The organism is Pseudomonas kitaguniensis, assembly GCF_049199985.1.
Classification (GTDB): domain Bacteria; phylum Pseudomonadota; class Gammaproteobacteria; order Pseudomonadales; family Pseudomonadaceae; genus Aquipseudomonas; species Aquipseudomonas kitaguniensis.
In genome coordinates this window covers 377,571-395,906 of the sequence record NZ_JBLZPT010000001.1, presented here as the reverse complement: position 1 = coordinate 395,906, position 18,336 = coordinate 377,571, and the positions used below count along the sequence as shown (strand labels likewise).

At 61.6% G+C, this 18,336-nt stretch carries 22 protein-coding genes; 7 read left to right on the top strand and 15 right to left on the bottom strand.

Annotation, left to right across the window (positions count from 1 at the left end; genetic code table 11):
• Positions 1–33 precede the first annotated feature (33 nt).
• From ACOZK9_RS01970 to ACOZK9_RS01940, 7 genes are all read right to left on the bottom strand, one after another.
• Positions 34–1,029, bottom strand: coding sequence for a glutathione S-transferase family protein (locus tag ACOZK9_RS01970; RefSeq protein WP_421555171.1), 996 nt, complete (start codon positions 1,027–1,029; stop codon positions 34–36).
• Positions 1,030–1,118: 89 nt separating this feature from the next.
• A complete protein-coding gene (locus tag ACOZK9_RS01965) occupies positions 1,119–2,120 on the bottom strand; it encodes a glycosyl transferase family protein (RefSeq protein WP_421555170.1) in 1,002 nt (333 codons plus the stop codon).
• A complete protein-coding gene (locus tag ACOZK9_RS01960) occupies positions 2,117–2,452 on the bottom strand; it encodes a TusE/DsrC/DsvC family sulfur relay protein (protein ID WP_122250085.1) in 336 nt (111 codons plus the stop codon). Before ACOZK9_RS01960 ends, ACOZK9_RS01965 begins: the two co-directional genes overlap by 4 nt.
• Entirely contained in the window at positions 2,449–2,727 is a 279-nt protein-coding gene (gene tusB / locus ACOZK9_RS01955) for a sulfurtransferase complex subunit TusB (RefSeq protein WP_152746692.1), read from the bottom strand. The genes ACOZK9_RS01960 and tusB overlap by 4 nt, the downstream gene beginning before the upstream one ends.
• Entirely contained in the window at positions 2,727–3,077 is a 351-nt protein-coding gene (tusC, locus tag ACOZK9_RS01950) for a sulfurtransferase complex subunit TusC (RefSeq protein WP_421555169.1), read from the bottom strand. The genes tusB and tusC overlap by 1 nt, the downstream gene beginning before the upstream one ends.
• A gap of 1 nt (position 3,078) precedes the next feature.
• Positions 3,079–3,471: a sulfurtransferase complex subunit TusD gene (gene tusD / locus ACOZK9_RS01945; protein WP_122250082.1), complete on the bottom strand. Its 393-nt coding sequence runs from the start codon at positions 3,469–3,471 to the stop codon at positions 3,079–3,081.
• A gap of 296 nt (positions 3,472–3,767) precedes the next feature.
• Positions 3,768–4,262: a SprT family zinc-dependent metalloprotease gene (locus tag ACOZK9_RS01940; RefSeq protein ID WP_122250081.1), complete on the bottom strand. Its 495-nt coding sequence runs from the start codon at positions 4,260–4,262 to the stop codon at positions 3,768–3,770.
• Between the two features lie 342 nt (positions 4,263–4,604).
• On the opposite strand from ACOZK9_RS01940, the gene ttcA reads away from it, so the two are divergent.
• On the top strand, positions 4,605–5,429 hold the full coding sequence (ttcA, locus tag ACOZK9_RS01935) for a tRNA 2-thiocytidine(32) synthetase TtcA (RefSeq protein ID WP_058415477.1): 825 nt from the start codon (positions 4,605–4,607) through the stop codon (positions 5,427–5,429).
• Between the two features lie 67 nt (positions 5,430–5,496).
• Complete coding sequence (locus ACOZK9_RS01930; protein WP_058415476.1) at positions 5,497–6,168, top strand: DNA-3-methyladenine glycosylase I; 672 nt, start codon at positions 5,497–5,499, stop codon at positions 6,166–6,168.
• Between the two features lie 63 nt (positions 6,169–6,231).
• Here ACOZK9_RS01930 and ACOZK9_RS01925 read toward each other — a convergent pair whose 3' ends face one another.
• From ACOZK9_RS01925 to arsC, 3 genes are read right to left on the bottom strand one after another with little or no spacing between them, the layout of a single operon-like run.
• The gene (locus ACOZK9_RS01925) at positions 6,232–6,633 is read right to left on the bottom strand and encodes a DUF2069 domain-containing protein (protein WP_421555168.1); all 402 of its coding nucleotides are present in this window, start codon (positions 6,631–6,633) and stop codon (positions 6,232–6,234) included.
• The gene (wrbA, locus tag ACOZK9_RS01920) at positions 6,617–7,231 is read right to left on the bottom strand and encodes an NAD(P)H:quinone oxidoreductase (protein ID WP_122250079.1); all 615 of its coding nucleotides are present in this window, start codon (positions 7,229–7,231) and stop codon (positions 6,617–6,619) included. Before wrbA ends, ACOZK9_RS01925 begins: the two co-directional genes overlap by 17 nt.
• The gene (gene arsC, locus ACOZK9_RS01915) at positions 7,228–7,581 is read right to left on the bottom strand and encodes an arsenate reductase (glutaredoxin) (protein WP_421555167.1); all 354 of its coding nucleotides are present in this window, start codon (positions 7,579–7,581) and stop codon (positions 7,228–7,230) included. Before arsC ends, wrbA begins: the two co-directional genes overlap by 4 nt.
• A 117-nt stretch (positions 7,582–7,698) precedes the next feature.
• On the opposite strand from arsC, the gene ACOZK9_RS01910 reads away from it, so the two are divergent.
• Positions 7,699–8,160: a TlpA family protein disulfide reductase gene (locus tag ACOZK9_RS01910; protein ID WP_099239503.1), complete on the top strand. Its 462-nt coding sequence runs from the start codon at positions 7,699–7,701 to the stop codon at positions 8,158–8,160.
• A gap of 101 nt (positions 8,161–8,261) precedes the next feature.
• Here ACOZK9_RS01910 and ACOZK9_RS01905 read toward each other — a convergent pair whose 3' ends face one another.
• The 5 genes from ACOZK9_RS01905 to ACOZK9_RS01885 form a co-directional block, all read right to left on the bottom strand.
• Positions 8,262–8,666 (bottom strand): META domain-containing protein, encoded by a 405-nt coding sequence (locus tag ACOZK9_RS01905; RefSeq protein ID WP_058415471.1) that lies wholly within the window; start codon positions 8,664–8,666, stop codon positions 8,262–8,264.
• Positions 8,663–9,103 (bottom strand): hypothetical protein, encoded by a 441-nt coding sequence (locus ACOZK9_RS01900; protein ID WP_122250076.1) that lies wholly within the window; start codon positions 9,101–9,103, stop codon positions 8,663–8,665. The genes ACOZK9_RS01905 and ACOZK9_RS01900 overlap by 4 nt, the downstream gene beginning before the upstream one ends.
• Before the next feature lie 71 nt (positions 9,104–9,174).
• Entirely contained in the window at positions 9,175–10,164 is a 990-nt protein-coding gene (locus ACOZK9_RS01895) for a 2-hydroxyacid dehydrogenase (RefSeq protein ID WP_421555166.1), read from the bottom strand.
• Positions 10,165–10,276: 112 nt separating this feature from the next.
• Positions 10,277–13,030 (bottom strand): response regulator, encoded by a 2,754-nt coding sequence (locus tag ACOZK9_RS01890; RefSeq protein ID WP_058415468.1) that lies wholly within the window; start codon positions 13,028–13,030, stop codon positions 10,277–10,279.
• A 238-nt stretch (positions 13,031–13,268) separates the two neighbouring features.
• Entirely contained in the window at positions 13,269–13,784 is a 516-nt protein-coding gene (locus ACOZK9_RS01885) for a DUF2062 domain-containing protein (protein WP_058415467.1), read from the bottom strand.
• A gap of 135 nt (positions 13,785–13,919) precedes the next feature.
• Between ACOZK9_RS01885 and ACOZK9_RS01880 the strand changes: the two genes are divergently transcribed.
• The 4 genes from ACOZK9_RS01880 (at position 13,920) to lpxK (ending at position 18,325) form a co-directional block, all read left to right on the top strand.
• Positions 13,920–16,145, top strand: a complete 2,226-nt coding sequence (locus ACOZK9_RS01880) for a DNA internalization-related competence protein ComEC/Rec2 (protein ID WP_421555165.1) — start codon at positions 13,920–13,922, stop codon at positions 16,143–16,145.
• A gap of 109 nt (positions 16,146–16,254) precedes the next feature.
• Positions 16,255–16,890, top strand: a complete 636-nt coding sequence (locus ACOZK9_RS01875; RefSeq protein ID WP_058415465.1) for a MotA/TolQ/ExbB proton channel family protein — start codon at positions 16,255–16,257, stop codon at positions 16,888–16,890.
• The gene (locus ACOZK9_RS01870) at positions 16,887–17,315 is read left to right on the top strand and encodes an ExbD/TolR family protein (protein WP_099239487.1); all 429 of its coding nucleotides are present in this window, start codon (positions 16,887–16,889) and stop codon (positions 17,313–17,315) included. The genes ACOZK9_RS01875 and ACOZK9_RS01870 overlap by 4 nt, the downstream gene beginning before the upstream one ends.
• Positions 17,315–18,325, top strand: coding sequence for a tetraacyldisaccharide 4'-kinase (gene lpxK / locus ACOZK9_RS01865; protein ID WP_421555164.1), 1,011 nt, complete (start codon positions 17,315–17,317; stop codon positions 18,323–18,325). Before ACOZK9_RS01870 ends, lpxK begins: the two co-directional genes overlap by 1 nt.
• Positions 18,326–18,336: the final 11 nt, after the last annotated feature.

Here is an 18,336-nt window from a genome sequence, read left to right as displayed (position 1 = left end):
GATGAGGCTCTCAAGCCCACACCATCAATCGGATCAGCCCCAGACGCCTTGACCGCCCAAGCGCTGCCGATCATGCTCTGCATCAAACTGTTGCAACGGCCCCTTGGGCACAATCCCCGTCGGGTTAATCGTCCGGTGGCTGGCGTAGTAATGCCCCTTGATGTGCTCAAAATCCACCGTCTCGGCCACGCCTGGCCACTGGTACATCTCCCTCAACCAATTCGATAAGTTTGGATAATCGGCAATCCTGCGCAAGTTGCACTTGAAGTGGCTGTAATACACCGCATCAAAGCGAATCAACGTGGTGAACAGTCGCACATCGGCTTCGGTCAGGTATGCCCCGGCCAGATAACGGTGGTTATCCAGGTGCTGCTCCAGGTTATCCAGTTCGGCAAATACATCATCAAACGCGCTTTCATAGGCTGTTTGCGAGGTCGCGAAACCCGCGCGGTACACGCCATTGTTGACGGCGGGGTAGATGCGCTCGTTTAGCGCGTCGATGCTCGGGCGCAGGGACTCGGGGTAAAAATCCAGCGTATTGCCGGTCAGCTGGTTAAACGCACTGTTAAACATGCGGATGATCTCCGCCGACTCGTTGCTGACGATGCGGTTGAGTTGCTTGTCCCACAGCACTGGCACGGTGACACGGCCGGTATAGTCGGCGGTGTCGGCGGTGTAGCGCTGGTGCATGAATTGGAAGTCATCGAGTTTATCGCCGCTGGCGCCGTGGGCCTTGTCGAAGGTCCAGCCGTTTTCCAGCATCAACCAACTGACCACTGACACGTCAATCAGGCTTTCGAGCCCTTTGAGCTTGCGCAGTATCAGCGTGCGGTGCGCCCAAGGGCACGCGAGCGAGACATACAGATGGTAGCGACCGGCCTCGGCCTTGAAGCCGCCGTCGCCGCTTGGCCCAGGCTGGCCGTCGGCGGTCACCCAGTGGCGGCGTTGTGCCTGTTCGCGCTGGAAAGCGCCATCTGCGCTACTTTCGTACCACTGGTCTTTCCAGTGTCCTTCGATCAGCAAACCCATGACTGGCTCCTTGGCTAATTAAGCGTTGGAGCCCAGTCTAACGGGCTGAGTTCGAACTAAAAGCGCAAAGAGCGCGGGTGAATGATCGATTAAATCGATTTGTTCCGTGCATCCCAGTATCGCTGAGCCAATTCGAACGCCTGCACGCGCGGGTGGCCGAGGCCGCGCAAGGCCAGCGCCATGGTCGCGATCAGCGCCAATTGCGGGTAACTGTCTTCGACGTCACCGCGCCACAGCGCTTTTAAATGCTCGGGTTCAAGGCTGGCGGGTTTGACGTGGCGTTGAGAGGCGAGGGCGGGCCACTCTTCGTCCCAGCTTTCGCCACCGGTGGTGCCGTACAGGTGGCTCGCAGCATCGGGGTTGATCTCGACTTCGCCGCCGTCGCCCTTGACCACAATCACGTTGTCGCCGAGCAGGCCGCTGGCATCGCGGTGCACGCCCTGATAACCCGGGTGGAAAATACTTTGCAGGCCGCAACGCGCGTTCAACGGATTTAGCAGGCGCGCCAGGGAATGGATCGGCGAGCGCAGGCCCAGCGTGTTACGCAAGTCGATCATGCGCTGCAGTTGCGGCGCCCAATCGCCCAGCGGGATAAACGCGAGGTTGCCTTGTTCGAAGGCTGCCTGCACCTGCTGCCAATCACGGCACAGCGGTATCTGCAAGCCTTCGAGCAGTTGCTCGGTATACAGCCGCCCGGCCGTGTGTGCGCCGCCGCCGTGCATGAGGATGCGCACGCCGTTTTGCGCCAGGCACTTGGCCGCCAGCAAATACCACGGCAAGTGGCGTTTTTTGCCAGCGTAGGTCGGCCAGTCAATGTCCACGTTCAGCGCCGGGGCGTTGAGGCGCTCACGCACCGCTTCGGTGAAACCTGCGAGTTCTTCCGGGCTTTCTTCCTTGTGGCGCAGCAGCATCAGGAACGCGCCGAGCTGGGTGTCTTCGACTTTTTCATCGAGCAGCATGCCCATCGCTTCACGCGCTTCTTCGCGGGTCAGGTTGCGCGCGCCGCGCTTGCCTTTGCCGAGGATGCGCACGAACTGCGCAAACGGGTGTTCGGCAGGGGTTTCAAGGGTCAGCGGAGCAAAGTCGGTCATAAGCAATTCGTCGGCCTGGGCAGGCCCGCCAGCTTGGCGGCGAGTTTGGCGGGAGTGCCGTTGAACAGTGTGTTGAGGTGCAGGCTGTTGCCCTTTTCCGGGCCGAGCTTTATGGCTGCGTACTTGATCAGGGGGCGCGTGGCAGGCGACAGCTGAAATTCGGCGTAGAACCCGCGCAGCAGCTCGAGAATTTCCCAGTGGTTCGCGGTCAGCTCCAGCGCTTCTGCGGCGGCCAGGGCGTTGGCGACGTCGGCGGACCAGTCATTCAGGTCGACGAGGTAGCCGTCCTTGTCCAGCGCCAGCGTGCGCTCGCCTACGGTCAATGTGTTCATAGCCAGGTGTTGACCTTGGCGTAGTCGATCGACAATTGCACAAAACCCGGGTAGTCGACGCTGTCGGCCCAATCCGGCAGGGGCAGGTTGCGCGCCTGCATGTCTTCGGCCAGCACAAACACCTTCACGCCTTTAGTCTGCAGGGCCGGGTTGTGCAGGCCGTAGGCGCCGTCGCCGCACAGCAGAATGGCGTCGTCGGCGCCGCACACGCGCAGGCAACTGGCCAGGCGGCTGTCGGTAAACGGGGAATGAGACACCACGTGTAAAGTCGACATCAGAGGGTAATCACCTGGTCGTAACGGTCAATCAGCTGGGCGATAGCCTCGCTGCTCAGAGGTTCGGCGCTGGCCGGGGCAGCAAGCCCGCGTTCGGCGAGGCTGTGGCTGCACGCGAACACTTCATCGATACCGAACAGGCCCAGCGCTTGCAAGTTGGCGCTGAGGTCTTTTTGCTGCACGGCCTTGGCGTTCTGATGCGGCGCCAACTGGAACACGCCGTCGTCCAGAAACAGCAGGCCAATCGGCAGGTCAAACGCGCCACCGGCCAGCACGATATCCAGTGCTTCGCGCGCGCCCGGCCCGGCCCACGGTGGCTGGCGGCTGATCACCAACAAGGATTTGGACATGTCACGGCCCTCCAAAACAGATCAGGCGGTCGGCGCTCTGGGCGGCGTCGTGCAATTGCCCAAGGCCCGACAACGCCCATGGCGCATCCAGGTTCACCGCGCTGCGTTGGTAGCGTGTGGCTTCTTCGTTATTGAGCACACCACGGCGCAAGGCGGCGGCGATACACACCACGCCGTCGAGCTGGTGCGCGCTGACGAACTCGCGCCATTGGCGGGCAATGTCTTGCTCATCCTGCGGCGTGACGATGGTATTGGCGGCGCTGTAAACGCCGTCCTGATAAAAAAACAGCCGCACAATCTCGTGGCCACCGGCAAGCACGGCTTGGGCGAACAGCAAGGCGCGGCGCGAGGAGGGCGCGTGGGCGGCGGAAAACAGCGCAATCGCGAACTTCATGGAACACTCTGCAAGAAAACGTCGGCCAATGATAAAGCCGCCGACGCGAAAAAGCCCGCCGTGATGAACGTGGGCGGCCCATTGAGGCTAACGGCGCGCGTCCAGGAACAAAAGCGCTTTTGTGGGAGCGGGCTTGCTCGCGATAGCATCAACTCGGTGCGTGATGGACCAAGGTGCCTGCATCGCGAGCAAGCCCGCTCCCACATTTGACTGCATTCGGCCTGGGTGATCGGGTCGGCTTTCAGGCGCCTGTTTTTGATGCTGATCTTGGAAGCGCCCCGTTAAACCACGATGCCTCACTCGACGCGCGTTTCGCCGGTGAACACCAAGGTCTGTCGGCACCGCCGACACAAATATCGCCGCCCCTGAGCCACCAAGCCATGGCGCTGGGCCGAAAACGGGAAGTCGCTGTCGGCGCACGGGCATCGGTAAATGTAACGGGTCACCTGGCGGCGTTTCACCTCATAGGTGTGGCAGCGGTCCGGCGGCAGTTCGTAAACGCCGCGCATGATCAACTGCCATTCCTCGCCATGCGGCTGGATGCGCTCGCCAAACAACTGGTGGGCAATCAGGTGCGCGACTTCGTGGGCCACGGTCTGTTTTAGAAAGTGTTGGCTGTTTTCACGGTAAAGCTGTGGGTTGAAACGCAGCAGGTTCTCGTGCAAATGCGCGACACCGGCCTTCTGGCCCCGCAGCTTGAGGCTGACCTGGGGGCGTTTGAAGCTTCGTTTGAAAAAGGATTCGGCTTGCTGGAAACAATCTTCGACGCGGGTATTGAGTGGCTCGGACATGCTGTACCTATCTCCAGAGACGCCCAGTATGCCGCAAAAGCGGATGTTTCCGAATCTGTCAGGCGCCGAATGGTCATGCCTAACGCCCAAAGCCACCTTGCGGCGGCCTTGGCGGAGGTTTTAAACCGGCAAGGCCTACGTTCAGCCCCCACACGATACTACGCAGTACACCAAATGATGGCCGGAGGACCTGTAGGGCATTAGAGCCAATAACCCTGTAAACATTGACTTTAATCGCGGTGCGGTCTGTTGGCGGGTACTTGATCGCATATTGGAACTTGCTCGCTCATACCGCTAAAATACTCGGCTTTTCGTCACACACCTCCAGCGGATTCTAGCGCCATGGGCACTCTTACGGTCAACCAGAACAAACTGCAAAAACGCCTGCGTCGCTTGGCCGGGGAAGCGGTCGCCGACTTCAACATGATCGAGGACGGCGACAAGGTCATGGTGTGCCTCTCCGGCGGCAAAGACAGCTACACCCTGCTTGACGTGCTGCTGCACCTGCAAAAGGTCGCGCCGATCACGTTCGGGATCGTTGCTGTCAACATGGACCAGAAACAACCGGGCTTTCCCGAAGACGTGCTGCCGGCCTACCTCAAAGGTTTGGGGGTCGAGTACCACATCGTCGAAAAAGACACCTATTCGGTGGTCAAGGAGCTGATCCCGGAAGGCAAAACCACCTGCTCACTGTGCTCGCGCCTGCGCCGCGGCACGCTCTACACGTTTGCCGATGAGATCGGCGCGACCAAGATGGCCTTGGGGCACCACCGCGATGACATCGTGGAGACGTTCTTCCTGAATATGTTTTTCAACGGCTCGCTCAAGGCGATGCCGCCCAAACTGCGCGCCGATGATGGGCGCAACGTGGTGATTCGCCCGCTGGCGTATTGCAACGAGAAAGACATCCAGGCGTATTCGGATCTCAAGCAATTCCCGATCATCCCGTGCAACCTGTGTGGCTCGCAGGAAAACCTGCAGCGCCAAGTGGTCAAGGAGATGCTGCTGGACTGGGAGCGCAAGACCCCGGGGCGCACCGAAAGCATCTTCCGCAGCCTGCAGAATGTGCAGCCGTCACAATTGGCCGACCGCAACCTGTTCGACTTCACCAGCCTGCGCATCGATGAGACGGCCGCTTCGCGCTTCGTCAATGTAATGAACCTCTGAGCCTTTTCAACGCTCTGACACACGGCGCTTGCGGGCGCCGTTTTCAATTCAATTGCCAGGAGAGGGCATGCGCGATTACAAGTGGCTGCACGAATATTGTCTGAACCGCTTCGGTTCAGCGGCTAAGTTGGAAGCCCATCTGCCAGTGCCCAAAACCCCGGCGCAATTGCGCAAGATCAGCGCTGACCGCTACCTGTCGACCCTGGCGCTGCGGGTATTCCGCGCCGGGCTCAAGCACAGCGTTGTGGATGGCAAGTGGCCGGCGTTTGAGCAAGTGTTCTTCGGCTTCGACCCGGAAAAAGTCGTGCTGATGGGCGCAGAACACCTGGAGCGCTTGATGCAGGACGCTCGCATCATTCGCCATCTGGGCAAGCTCAAGAGCGTGCCGCGCAATGCGCAGATGATCCTCGACATCGAACAGGAAAAAGGCAGCTTCGGCGCGTTTATCGCGGATTGGCCGGTGACCGACATCGTCGGCTTGTGGAAGTACCTGAGCAAACACGGCCACCAACTGGGCGGGTTGTCGGCACCGCGCTTTTTACGCATGGTCGGCAAGGATACGTTTGTGCCGAGCGATGACGTGGTCGCGGCACTGAACGCGCAGAAGATCGTCGACAAGGCGCCGACCAGCCTGCGCGACCTGGCGACGGTGCAGGGCGCGTTCAACCAATGGCACGCCGAGAGCGGCCGGCCAATGTGTCAGTTATCGATGATGTTGGCTTACACCGTTAACCACTGATCAACACCGACCGTGGCGAGCAAGCCCGCTCGCCACAATAAGCGTGCTGTCAGTAAACAACGCTCATTGCGCCAATCGATTCAGCTGATGCTGCCAGCGCACATACAGCAGCGCAGTACAAAACACCGCCAGGCTCGCGAGCATCTCCAGCACGCCGAACCACTGGCGGTTTGGGTCATACGCTGCCAGCGCGCCTTTGATGAAATACAGGTTCACCACAAAGCACAGCCACGAGTGCCCGCGCGCGCTGCCCTGCAATATCCCCGGCGCCAACACCAGCAGCGGCACCAGTTCGATCAGCAGGATCACCCACGGGCGGGCACCGTGCAGGTCGGCGACGAACAGGTAATACCCGCACAGCAAGCCCACCAAGGCAAAAAACGCCAGCAGGCTTAACACGCGTGCGGCCTTTACCCGTGGCGCCAGCCACGCTCGCGGCGGCAGGGCTTTAGGCTTGCTGGCCACTGCCGTTCCTCAACAGCGTGGCGGTTTTGGCCAAACGCAGGCCCAGCGCCCGGCACAAGGCGATTTCGTGTGGGTCGAGTGCGCGTTTGCCGTCTGCCCCGGAGTGATGGCTGGCGCCATACGGCGTGCCACCGCCCTGAGTATCCAGCAGCGCCTGTTCGCTGTACGGCAGGCCAGTGATCAGCATGCCGTGGTGCAGCAACGGCAGCAGCATCGACATCAGCGTGGTTTCCTGGCCGCCGTGCAGGCTCGCGGTGGAGGTGAACACACCGGCCGGCTTGCCGACCAGCGCGCCGGTAAGCCACAGGTTGCTGGTGCCGTCGAGGAAGTACTTGAGCGGCGCGGCCATGTTGCCAAACCGCGTGGGGCTACCGAGGGCCAGGCCCGCGCAGTTTTTCAGATCATCCAGGCTGGCATACAGCGCGCCTTCCTCCGGGATGCTCGGCGCCACGGCTTCGCACTCGGTGGAAATCGCCGGTACGGTGCGCAGCCGTGCTTCCAGCCCGCCTTGCTCGATACCACGTGCAATCTGCCGGGCCATTTCACTCACCGAGCCATTGCGGCTGTAATACAACACCAGCACATACGGGGTCGTCACGGCAGAATCTCCAGCAGGTTCTCTGGCGGGCGGCCAATGACGGCCTTGTCAGCGGTTTCCAGGATCGGGCGTTCCATCAGCTTGGGGTGCGCGGCGATAGCGGCGATCAATTGCGCTTCGCTGAGGCTGGCGTCAGCCAGGTTGAGGGTTTTGTATTCGTCTTCGCCGGTGCGCAGCAGTTGGCGTGCGCCGATCCCCAGCTTGCCGAGCAGGGCCTTTAATTGCGTGGCATCCAGCGGGGTTTCGAGGTAGCGCACCACATTCGGGTTGAGGCCGCGCGCTTCCAGCAGTTCGAGCGCACCGCGTGATTTCGAGCAGCGCGGATTGTGATAAAGCGTCAGATCGGTCATGTGCGGGTCGCATCTTGCGTAAGGTGGCGGGTATTCTACCTGCGCAGCCACCTGTCCTTAAACCACAAGCGGCGACAGGTCGCAGCCAACGTTCATTTTTTTGCGAAGGATTACCCCATGACAAGGCGACTGATCGGTGCATTGGCGATCATTACAACCCTGCTGCTCAGCGGCTGCGGTAACGACTACGGCGTTGACCAATATGGCAAAAAAGTCGCCGCCGAACGCTTGGACAAGCAGTGGGTAGTGGTCAACTACTGGGCCGAATGGTGTGGCCCGTGCCGCACCGAAATCCCGCAGCTGAATGCGTTGGCCGAGCAGCTGAAAGCGCAGAATGTAGGAGTGTTCGGGGTCAATTTCGACAACGTGCAGGGCGAGGAGTTGAAGGCTGCCAGTGAGAAGCTGGGCATCAAGTTCACCGTGTTGGCACAGAACCCTGAAGAGATTTTCGATATTCCGCGCAGCGAGGCGTTACCGGTGACCTACATCATTGATGACAAGGGCAAGGTACGCGAGCAGTTGATGGGCGAGCAGACGGCAGAAGGTGTGCTGGCCAAACTTAAAGCCTTGCGCGGTTAAAAATGTGGGAGCGGGCGTGCTCGCGATGCAGTCACCTCGGACCACCAGGCATACCGAGTTGAGGCCATCGCGAGCAAGCCCGCTCCCACAGTTGGCCGCTATCAGCCTTCTTCCAGCCACAGGCGCAGAGGCTTGCCCTCGGCTGGCCAGAAACGCGTCTGCTCGATCGGCGAGATGTCCCAGCGCTCCACGCCTTGCAGGGCCTGGAAGAAGCGCTGTTCCTGCTCCATCAAGGCCTCGGCGCAGCGTTTGCGGGTGCTGCCGATTTTGCCGAAACTGAGCGTTTGACCGGCCACGGTGTAGGGCGCAAACCAGTGGTTGCAGCCGCCGTTACCGTAGGCGCGACCATCAGCGCCGAGGGTGACGGTCAGGTGCGCGTAATCCATCAGTGGCCGTTCACCGATCCATTCCACCACGTAGCTGTGGTCCTGCTTGAGCTTCACCGCATCACCGGCGCAACCGGCCAGGGCTGCACCGATCACAGCGAGCAGCAGCGGGCCTCTCACAACGCGGCCTGCTGGCATTTCGGGCAGCGGTGCTGGTCGCCCTCGGTCGCCCAGCCCAAGGCTTTAATGCGCGCATTGGCGGCCGGTTGCAGTGGCTCTTTGGTCAGCTTGGTTTCTACCGCGAATTCAAATTCGAGCACGCTGTCGCAACTGTCGCAGTTGACCTTCCAGGTGTGAATCTCGAGTTCGCCAAACTTCGGCCCCTGGGCCATGGCGACCCATTGGCCCGCCGGGCGGATGGAGTAACGCGCATCACCTTCGACGGTCAGGCGCATCGACAGGGTTTTACTGCCGCGCAGGGTGACGATCATTACGTCGCCATGCTTGATCGAACCACCGTTGCCAGTGACCTGGTAGCGGCCCGGCACCAGGGCGCGGCATTCGATCAGGGTGTGTTGCGGGCTCAGCAAGCTGAAGCGGAAATCGTGTTCGGCCATGGATCCTCCAAATAGGCGCGGCATCCTATCACGGGTGCCGACCTATCATGGGCCTGGTATGTGACCGCTGATCAACCTTCGACGAGGTTCTGCGGCTGGCCCGCGGCCCATGCGGCAATGTTGGCCAACGTGGTGCCGGCAATCGCCGCAAGGGCCTCACGGGTGAGGAACGCCTGGTGCGCGGTAATGATCACGTTGGGGAATGTCAGCAGGCGCGCGAGTACGTCGTCTTGCAGGGGCAGGTCCGAGCGGTCCTCGAAAAACAATTGGGCTTCTTCTTCGTACACATCCAAGCCCAAATAGCCGAGTTGGCCGTCCTTGAGCGCGTCGATCAGCGCGGGCGTGTGCACCAAGCCGCCGCGACCGGTGTTGATCAGCATCGCGCCGGGTTGCATCCGCGCCAGGGAGTTGGCGTTGATCAAGTGGTGGCTGTCGGCGGTCAGCGGGCAGTGCAGGCTGATGATCTGCGCCTGCGCGAGTAGCTCGGCAAGGCTCACGTAGCGGGCGCCGAGGGCCTCAACCTGCGGGTTGGGGAAGGGGTCGAAGGCGAGTAATGGGCAGCCGAACCCGGCCATGATTTTGGCAAAGGTCGCGCCGATTTGCCCGGTGCCGACCACGCCGACGGTTTTGCCGACCACATCGAAACCGGTCAGCCCGTGCAGGCTGAAATCGCCATCGCGGGTGCGGTTGTAGGCACGGTGCAGGCGGCGGTTGAGGGCGAGGATCAGCGCCACGGCGTGCTCGGCCACCGCGTGCGGCGAATAGGCCGGCACGCGCGCGACGGCCAGCCCAAGGCGCTTGGCGGCGGCCAAGTCGACATGGTTGTAACCGGCCGAGCGCAAGGCAATCAGGCGCGTGCCGCCTTTGGCCAGTTGTTCCAGCACCGGAGCGCTGAGGTCATCGTTGATGAACGCGCACACCACTGCATGGTGTTCGGCCAGAGCGACGGTGTCGAGGTTCAGCCGGGCCGGCTGAAAGTGCAGTTCAACGCCTGCCGGCAGCGGCTCGCCGAGAAAGCTGTCACGGTCATAGGCCTGGCTGCTGAAAAGAATCACGCGCATCAAAATAGCTCCCTGCAGTCCCGATCTCGCAAGCCTAACGCGGTGTGCCTGATGGTCCGAGGTGACTGCATCGCGAGCAAGCCCGCTCCCACAAAATTTAACGTTATGACGTTCAAACGCTGACGCGCGCTTCTCGGGCCAACCGGGCAATCGCCATGTCCAGCTCGTCCAGCGCCGCCATGGCTTTGCCGTCGTTTTGCTTGAGCAGTGTTTCTGCGCGATGGCAAGCGGCGCGCAATTGCGGTACGCCGCAATAGCGGGTGGCGCCGTGCAGGCGGTGCACGCGTTCGATCAGCGCGTTGTTGTCATTCGCTCCGCGGGCGACGTTTATCGCCTGGCGGTCGGCTTCCAGAGAGGCCAGCAGCATGGCGAGCATGTCCGCCGCCAAGTCGGTCTTGTTGGCGGCCAGGCGCAGGCCTTCTTCGTGGTCCAGCACCAGCAGTTGCACCCCGTTGCCCAAACCTTCGTGGGTACGTTCCGGCCCCTGATTGCGCAGCGCAAGCCCGGTCCACTTCAACACCACCTGCGCCAGTTGCCGTTCGCTGATGGGTTTGGTCAGGTAGTCGTCCATGCCGCTTTGCAGCAGGGCGCGTTTTTCGTTGGCCATGGCGTGGGCCGTAAGGGCGACTACCGGCAGTGGCGTGCCGTGGCGCTCGCTTTCCCATTGGCGGATCGCTTCGGTGCTTTGGCGGCCGTCCATGCCTGGCATTTGTACGTCCATTAATACCAGGTCGAAGGTCTCCTGTTTGACCGCGTCGATGGCGGCGTAGCCGCTTTCCACCGCATGCACCTTGGCGCCCATGTCTTCGAGCAGGGTTTGCACCAGCAGCAGGTTCGCCGGGTTGTCGTCCACGCACAGTACACGCGGTGCGCGGCTGCCCAGCGGCTCGCCGGGCTCGTTGCGCAACGGGCGCGGGCTGATCAGGTCGGCGAGGGCGCGGCGCAGTTTGCGCGTACACGCAGGCTTGGCTTGCAATTGGCTGTTGGGGTTGGGCACCGATTGGTTGAACAGCATCTGTTCGGTGGTCGGGCACAACACCAGTACTTTGCAGCCCAGGTGTTCAAGGTCCCACAGGTGCTGGTTGAGGCGTTCGGGCGGAATATCGTTAGCGGTCACGCCGAGCACGGCGAGGTCAATCGCCTGCTCTGTCTGATGCGCGCTGGTGATGCCGTTGGTCAGGCTTTCGAGGGTGTTGAACGGCGTGACTTCCAGGCCGCAGTCTTCCAACTGGTGTTGCAGGGCCTGGCGCGCCAGTTCGTGGTTCTCCAGCACCGCCACGCGGCGCCCCAGCAGCGGCGCGCAGGGCAGGTCTTCGACGTCGTCGCGGGTTTTCGGCAAATTCAGGCTGATCCAGAACTCCGAACCTTCGCCCGGCGTGCTGTCTACGCCGATTTCACCGCCCATTTGCTCGATCAGCCGCTTGGAGATCACCAGGCCCAGGCCAGTGCCTCCGGGTTGGCGCGACAGCGAGTTGTCGGCCTGGCTGAACGCCTGGAACAGCGCGCGCACATCCTGATTGGACAGGCCGATGCCGGTGTCCTGCACGCTGATGCGCAGTTGTACGCTGTCTTCCTGTTCGTCCTCGACCATCGCGCGGGCCACGATGGTGCCTTCGCGGGTGAATTTGATCGCGTTGCTGATCAGGTTGGTGAGGATCTGCCTGAGGCGCAGCGGGTCGCCGACCAGCGCCAGTGGGGTGTCGCGATACACCAGGCTGACCAGTTCCAACTGTTTGGCATGCGCGGCCGGGGCCAGGATGGTCAGGGTGTCTTGCAGCAGGTCGCGCAAGTTGAAAGGCACGCTGTCGAGGACCAGCTTGCCGGCTTCGATTTTCGAAAAATCGAGGATTTCGTTGATGATGCCCAGCAGGTTGTCGGCGGACTTTTCGATGGTGCCCAGGTAATCCAGCTGACGCGGTGACAGCTCGCTTTTTTGCAGCAAGTGGGTAAAGCCGAGGATGCCGTTGAGCGGGGTGCGGATTTCATGGCTCATGTTGGCCAGGAATTCCGACTTGATACGGCTGGCCTCCAGCGCTTCCTTGCGCGCCAGGTCCAGCTCGATGTTCTGGATCTCGATGGTTTCGAGGTTTTGGCGCACGTCTTCAGTGGCCTGATCGATGCTGTGTTGCAGCTCCTCCTGGGCATTTTGCAAGGTGCCGGCCATGCGATTGATGCCCGAGGCCAATTGGTCCAGCTCTTGGCTGCCCAGCGGCGGCAAGCGGGTTTCCAGGTTACCGTCCTTGAGCTGGGCCACGGCTTGTTTGATCAGGCCAATCGGCGCGTTGATCGTGCGGCTGATCCGCAGCGCCAGGGCGGCGGTGCACATCAAGCCAATCGCGATCAACATCAGGCTGGCGAACAGGCTGCGATAACCGCGCAGCAGCATGCCATTGTGCGACAGTTCCAGTTCGACCCAGCCCAGCAGGCGGTCGGCTTCGTCGGGGATCAGTTCACCCGCAAGGTTGCGATGGCGGCCAAAGACCGGCAGCAGGTAGCGTGTGGCGTCATTGCCGGTGCGTTGCAGCAAGTGGGAACTGTTGCCGACCGGCTGTTGGTTGAGCATCGTCGGGCCGGCGTGGGCCAGCGGCGAGCGATCCGGCGCCAGGAACGACACCGCGCGTACGTCCTGCTGATCCAGCGATTGGGTGGCGATCCGTTCGAGCAAGTCGGTGTTTTTGCTGCTCAAGGCCGGGGCCACCAGCGGCGCCAATTGCTCTGCAATCATTTCGCCGCGTTGCAGCAACTGGCTTTGCAGCTCCGACAGCTGCATCCAGGTGAAATAGCCCCCCAACAACAGGGCCATCAGGCTGGTCGGTAACAAGGTCAGCAACAGTACGCGGCCTTTTATCCCCATTCTTCTAAGCACGCCACTCTCCTGCTACCACATTGATGTCAATGACTCACGCAGGCATCCGGCCCGCGCCACCTGCGCAGTGTAGCCATTTGCGGGGTCTGGAATCTCGCAAATTAATGACATATGGCAATGTTGGGGCATTCAAATCGGCTTGCGTTTGAGCATTGCGCTCAATGGCGTGCAGCGGCGGGGAGGTTGCTTGTGTGCACAAAACACGCGGATGCGACCGCGTTTGTTGGCCGGTTATTGCTCAAGCACGGCGCTGTTTGCGCTTGTTCCATTGGTGCGCGACCCACCAGCGCCAGTAGCCCATGGTCAGGCAATAGGCCAGCGCGCCTAACACCAGCCCCAACACCACCGAACCCAACAGGAACGGCTGCCACAGTGTACTCAACTGGCCGCTGATCCATTCCCAGGTCAGGTTGTCGGGCAGGCTGCGCGGCGGCACATTCATCAGCCAGGCGCCGGTCAGGTAGGTGCAAAAAAATACCACCGGCATGGTGATCGGGTTGGTCAGCCACACCAGGCTGATGGCGATGGGCATATTGCCGCGCACGGTAATCGCGAGAATCGCCGCCAACAACATCTGCAATGGAATGGGGATAAAGGCCGCGAACAAACCCACCGCCATCGCGCGTGCCACCGAGTGCCGGTTCAGGTGCCAGAGGTTAGGGTCATGCAGCAGCGTGCCGAGAAATCGTAAGGACTTGTGTTCCCTGATACTCACGGGATCGGGCATGTACCGTTTGAATAGGCGCCGGGGCATAAGGGGTCCAGGTCAGTTCGAGGGGCAAGTATGCCCGCATTCCATAAACAGAAAATTCAGACTTTGTGACAAAACATCATAGGCCGTGCTCGACGTTCGACTAAGACTGAGTGGATCACTTGAAAGGGATGATTCATGAGAACAGGGATGTTCGCGCTCGGGCTTGGCTTATTGTCGCTGCGGTTTTTACCGGCGCTGCCGCCTGCGGGTTGGCTGCTGGCCCTGTTGGTACTGGCATTGATGCTGTTGCCGTTTCGCACTTACCCCGTGGCGTTCTTCCTGCTGGGCTTGAGTTGGGCCAGCCTGAGCGCGCAAGGGGCCCTGGACGATCGCCTCACGCTTGCGCTGGACGGTCAAACGCGCTGGGTAGAAGGCCGAGTCATCGGGTTGCCGCAACAAACAAGCACCGGGGTACGTTTTGAGTTATCCGACGGTTGGTCGCGCAACGCTCGATTACCCAAGCGTATCCGCGTGTCCTGGCATGGAGGCCCGCCGGTACACAGCGGCGAGCGTTGGCGCCTTGCAATCACATTGAAGCGGCCGTCAGGGTTGCTTAATTTTCATGGCTTTGATCACGAGGCCTGGCTGCTGGCCCAGCGCATTGGTGCAACCGGCTCGGTGAAAGATGGCCAGCGCCTGGCGCCGGCCCGCAACGCGTGGCGCGACAGCGTGCGGCAACGCCTGCAAGCGCTGGATGCTCAAGGCCGTGAGGCGGGTTTGGCAGCGCTGGTGCTGGGCGACGGTTCGGGGCTGGGTGCTGATGATTGGCGGATTCTACAAGACACCGGCACGGTGCATCTGCTGGTGATTTCCGGCCAACACATCGGTTTGCTGGCGGGTTTGATCTACGGGTTGGTGGCGGGGCTGGCGCGTTATGGTTTTTGGCCGCGGGCCTTGCCGTGGCTGCCGTGGGCGTGCGGCCTGGCGTTCGCCGCAGCGCTGGGTTACGGCTTGCTGGCGGGATTCGGCGTGCCGGTACAGCGGGCGTGTGTGATGGCCGGGCTGGTATTGCTGTGGCGTTTGCGCTTTCGGCACTTGGGCGTGTGGTGGCCGTTATTGTTGGCACTCAATGGGGTGCTGGTGCTTGAGCCGTTGGCCAGTTTGCAACCTGGGTTCTGGCTGTCATTTGCCGCCGTCGCGGTTCTGCTGCTGACGTTCAGCGGGCGCCTGGGGCCGTGGAACCTGTGGCAAGTCTGGGCGCGCCCGCAATGGCTGATTGCCATCGGCTTGTTTCCGGTATTGCTGGTGCTCGGCTTGCCGATCAGCCTCACTGCGCCGGTCGCCAATCTGTTTGCCGTGCCGTGGATCAGCTTGGTGGTGTTGCCGCTGGCACTGCTGGGGACCGCGTTGCTGGCGGTGCCTGTTGTCGGGGAGGGCTTGCTGTGGCTGGCCGGCGGGGCGCTGGATGGACTGTTTCGCGGCTTGGCGCTGCTGGCCGAGCAACGCCCGGCCTGGATACCGGCGCAGGTGCCTATCGGTTATTGGTGGGTGAGTCTGGCGGGCGCGGTGTTATTGCTGTTGCCCAAAGGCGTGCCGTTTCGGCTGCTGGGCTGGCCAATGCTGTTGCTCGCGCTCTACCCACCGCGAGAGCTGGTGCCGCACGGGCAGGTGGAGGTGGTGCAGTTGGACGTCGGCCAAGGCCTGGCGTTGATTCTGCGCACGCGTCATCACACATTGCTCTACGACGCTGGGCCGCGCTCCGGGGACTTTGATCTCGGCGCGCGCGTGGTATTGCCATCGTTGAGAAAACTCGGGGTGGGCGCGCTGGACATGATGGTCATCAGCCATGCCCACGCCGATCATGCAGGCGGCGCGGCGGCTGTTGTGCGTGCGCTTGCGGTAAAACGGGTGGTGGGCGGAGAAACCCAAGGGCTGCCGGTATTTCTGGGCACCCAGCCGTGCATCAGCGGTGAACAGTGGGAGTGGGATGGCGTGTCGTTTGAGCTGTGGCAGTGGCCTGGCGCCACCAGCAGCAATCCGAAGTCCTGCGTGTTGCAGGTGCAGGCCAATGGCGAGCGCTTGCTGCTGACCGGCGATATTGACCGCGCGGCGGAACGCGCGCTGCTCGACTCACCCCTGTCAGTGCCCACCGATTGGCTGCAAGCCCCCCACCATGGCAGCCGCAGCTCTTCTTCCGAGGCTTTTGTACAAGGCCTGGCGCCCAAGTCGGTGTTGATTTCCCGAGGCCGTGGCAACGCCTTTGGTCACCCGCATCCGCAAGTGATGGCGCGTTATCAGGCCGTCGGCAGCCGGGTCTATGACAGCGCCGAGCAGGGTGCCATTCGCCTGCAACTGGGGGCCTTCAAGCCGCCTGAAGTTGCGCGAAGTCAACGACGTTTCTGGCGCGAAGCGTTACCGTAATCGCGCGTTACCAAAGACCAAGGCCCGCCACGCGCGGGTGTGTGGCCGACGAACCCCGCTGGCGAACCTATATGGTAAAGTGGCGCACTTTTTCGAGGGGACATTCACTGTGTGGGAATTGGTCAAATCCGGCGGCTGGATGATGTTGCCGATCATCATGAGCTCCATCGCCGCACTCGGCATCGTAGCCGAACGCCTGTGGACCCTGCGCGCCAGCCGCATCACCCCTGAACACCTGCTGGGGCAGGTGTGGGGCTGGATCAAGAACAAGCAGTTGGACAAGGAAAAGCTCAAAGCGCTGCGCGCCGATTCACCGTTGGGTGAAATTCTGGCCGCCGGCCTCGCCAACTCCAAGCATGGTCGCGAGATCATGAAGGAGTGCATTGAAGAGGCCGCCGCCCGCGTCATCCATGAAATGGAGCGCTATATCAACGCGCTCGGCACCATTGCCGCGATGGCGCCGTTGCTCGGCCTGCTGGGTACAGTGCTGGGCATGATTGATATTTTCAGCTCGTTCATGGGCTCGGGCATGACCACCAACGCCGCCGTCCTCGCCGGCGGTATTTCCAAGGCGCTGATAACCACGGCAGCGGGCTTGATGGTCGGCATTCCCTCGGTATTTTTCCACCGTTTCCTGCAGCGGCGTATCGACGAGTTGGTGGTCGGTATGGAGCAAGAAGCGATCAAGTTGGTGGAAGTGGTGCAGGGCGATCGTGATGTAGATTTTGTCGAGGGCCGAGTGTGAAATTTCGCCGCAAGCGACGGGAAAATGTCGACATCAACCTTGCGTCGCTGATCGACGTGGTGTTCATCCTGCTGCTGTTTTTTGTCGTCACCACCACTTTTACCCGGCAAACCCAGCTGCGTGTCGACTTGCCGGAAGCGGTGAGCGGCTCGCCAGCCGAGGACCAGGAAGTCAAACAACTGGACGTTGCCATCAGTGCCGATGGGGTGTTTTCGGTGAATAACCAGTTGCTCGAGAAAAACGACCTCACCAGCCTCATGGAGGCGCTGCAGAAAGAGTCTGGCGGCGATACCAACATGCCGCTCTCCATCAGCGCCGATGGCAAAACCCAGCACCAAGCCGTGATCACCGCGATGGACGCGGCTGGCAAGCTGGGTTTCAGCCACTTGCGCATGACCACCGTTGAGGCGGCGGCGCAGCCCTGATGGCCCTGTCTGATCGTTTGGTCAACGCCTGGTACAAGGGCCATCCGGCACTCGCGCTGCTGCGCCCGCTCGAATCGCTGTACCGCCGAGTGGTGCAGCGCAAACGTGCGCGCTTCCTGGCGGGCGAGGGCGAGATCTATCAAGCGCCCGTGCCGGTGGTGGTGGTTGGCAATATTACGGTGGGCGGCACCGGCAAGACCCCCTTAATTTTGTGGCTGATCGAGCACTGTCGTCGCAGTGGCTTGCGCGTCGGCGTTGTCAGCCGTGGCTACGGCGCCAAACCGCCGCAGTTGCCGTGGCGAGTCGAGGCCAGCCATAGCGCCGGGCTTGCGGGTGATGAGCCATTGCTGATCGTGCAGCGCTGCGGCGTTCCGTTGATGATTGACCCTGATCGCGGTCGCGCAGTAAAGGCGCTGCTGGCCAGCGAGCCGCTGGACTTGATCCTTTCCGATGACGGCTTGCAGCATTACCGTTTGGCGCGTGACCTTGAGCTGGTGCTGATCGACGCCGCGCGCGGCCTCGGCAACCGCCGTTGCCTGCCCGCCGGGCCGTTACGCGAGCCGGTGGAACGCCTGCACAGCGTCGATGCGCTGCTCTACAACGGCGCAGGCTCTGATCCCGAAGGCGGTTTTGCTTTTCGACTGGTCCCCGCGGCATTGGTTAACCTGAGCACCGGTGAGCGCCAGCCGGTCGACTATTTTCCGGTTGGTCAGCCGGTGCATGCGGTCGCCGGTATCGGCAACCCGAATCGTTTCTTCCATACCCTTGAAACGCTACACTGGCAGCCAATACCGCATGCTTTTGCCGACCACGCGCCGTACAGCGCGCAGGTCCTGAATTTTGCCCCGTCATTGCCGCTGGTCATGACCGAAAAGGACGCGGTGAAGTGCCGCGCCTTTGCCCAGCCCGACTGGTGGTACCTTGCGGTGGATGCGCTGCCGTCGCCCGCGTTTGTCGCCTGGTTCGACACGCAACTGATGCGCTTGTTGCCCGCCCGACGTTTGCCTTAAATCGCTTTTTT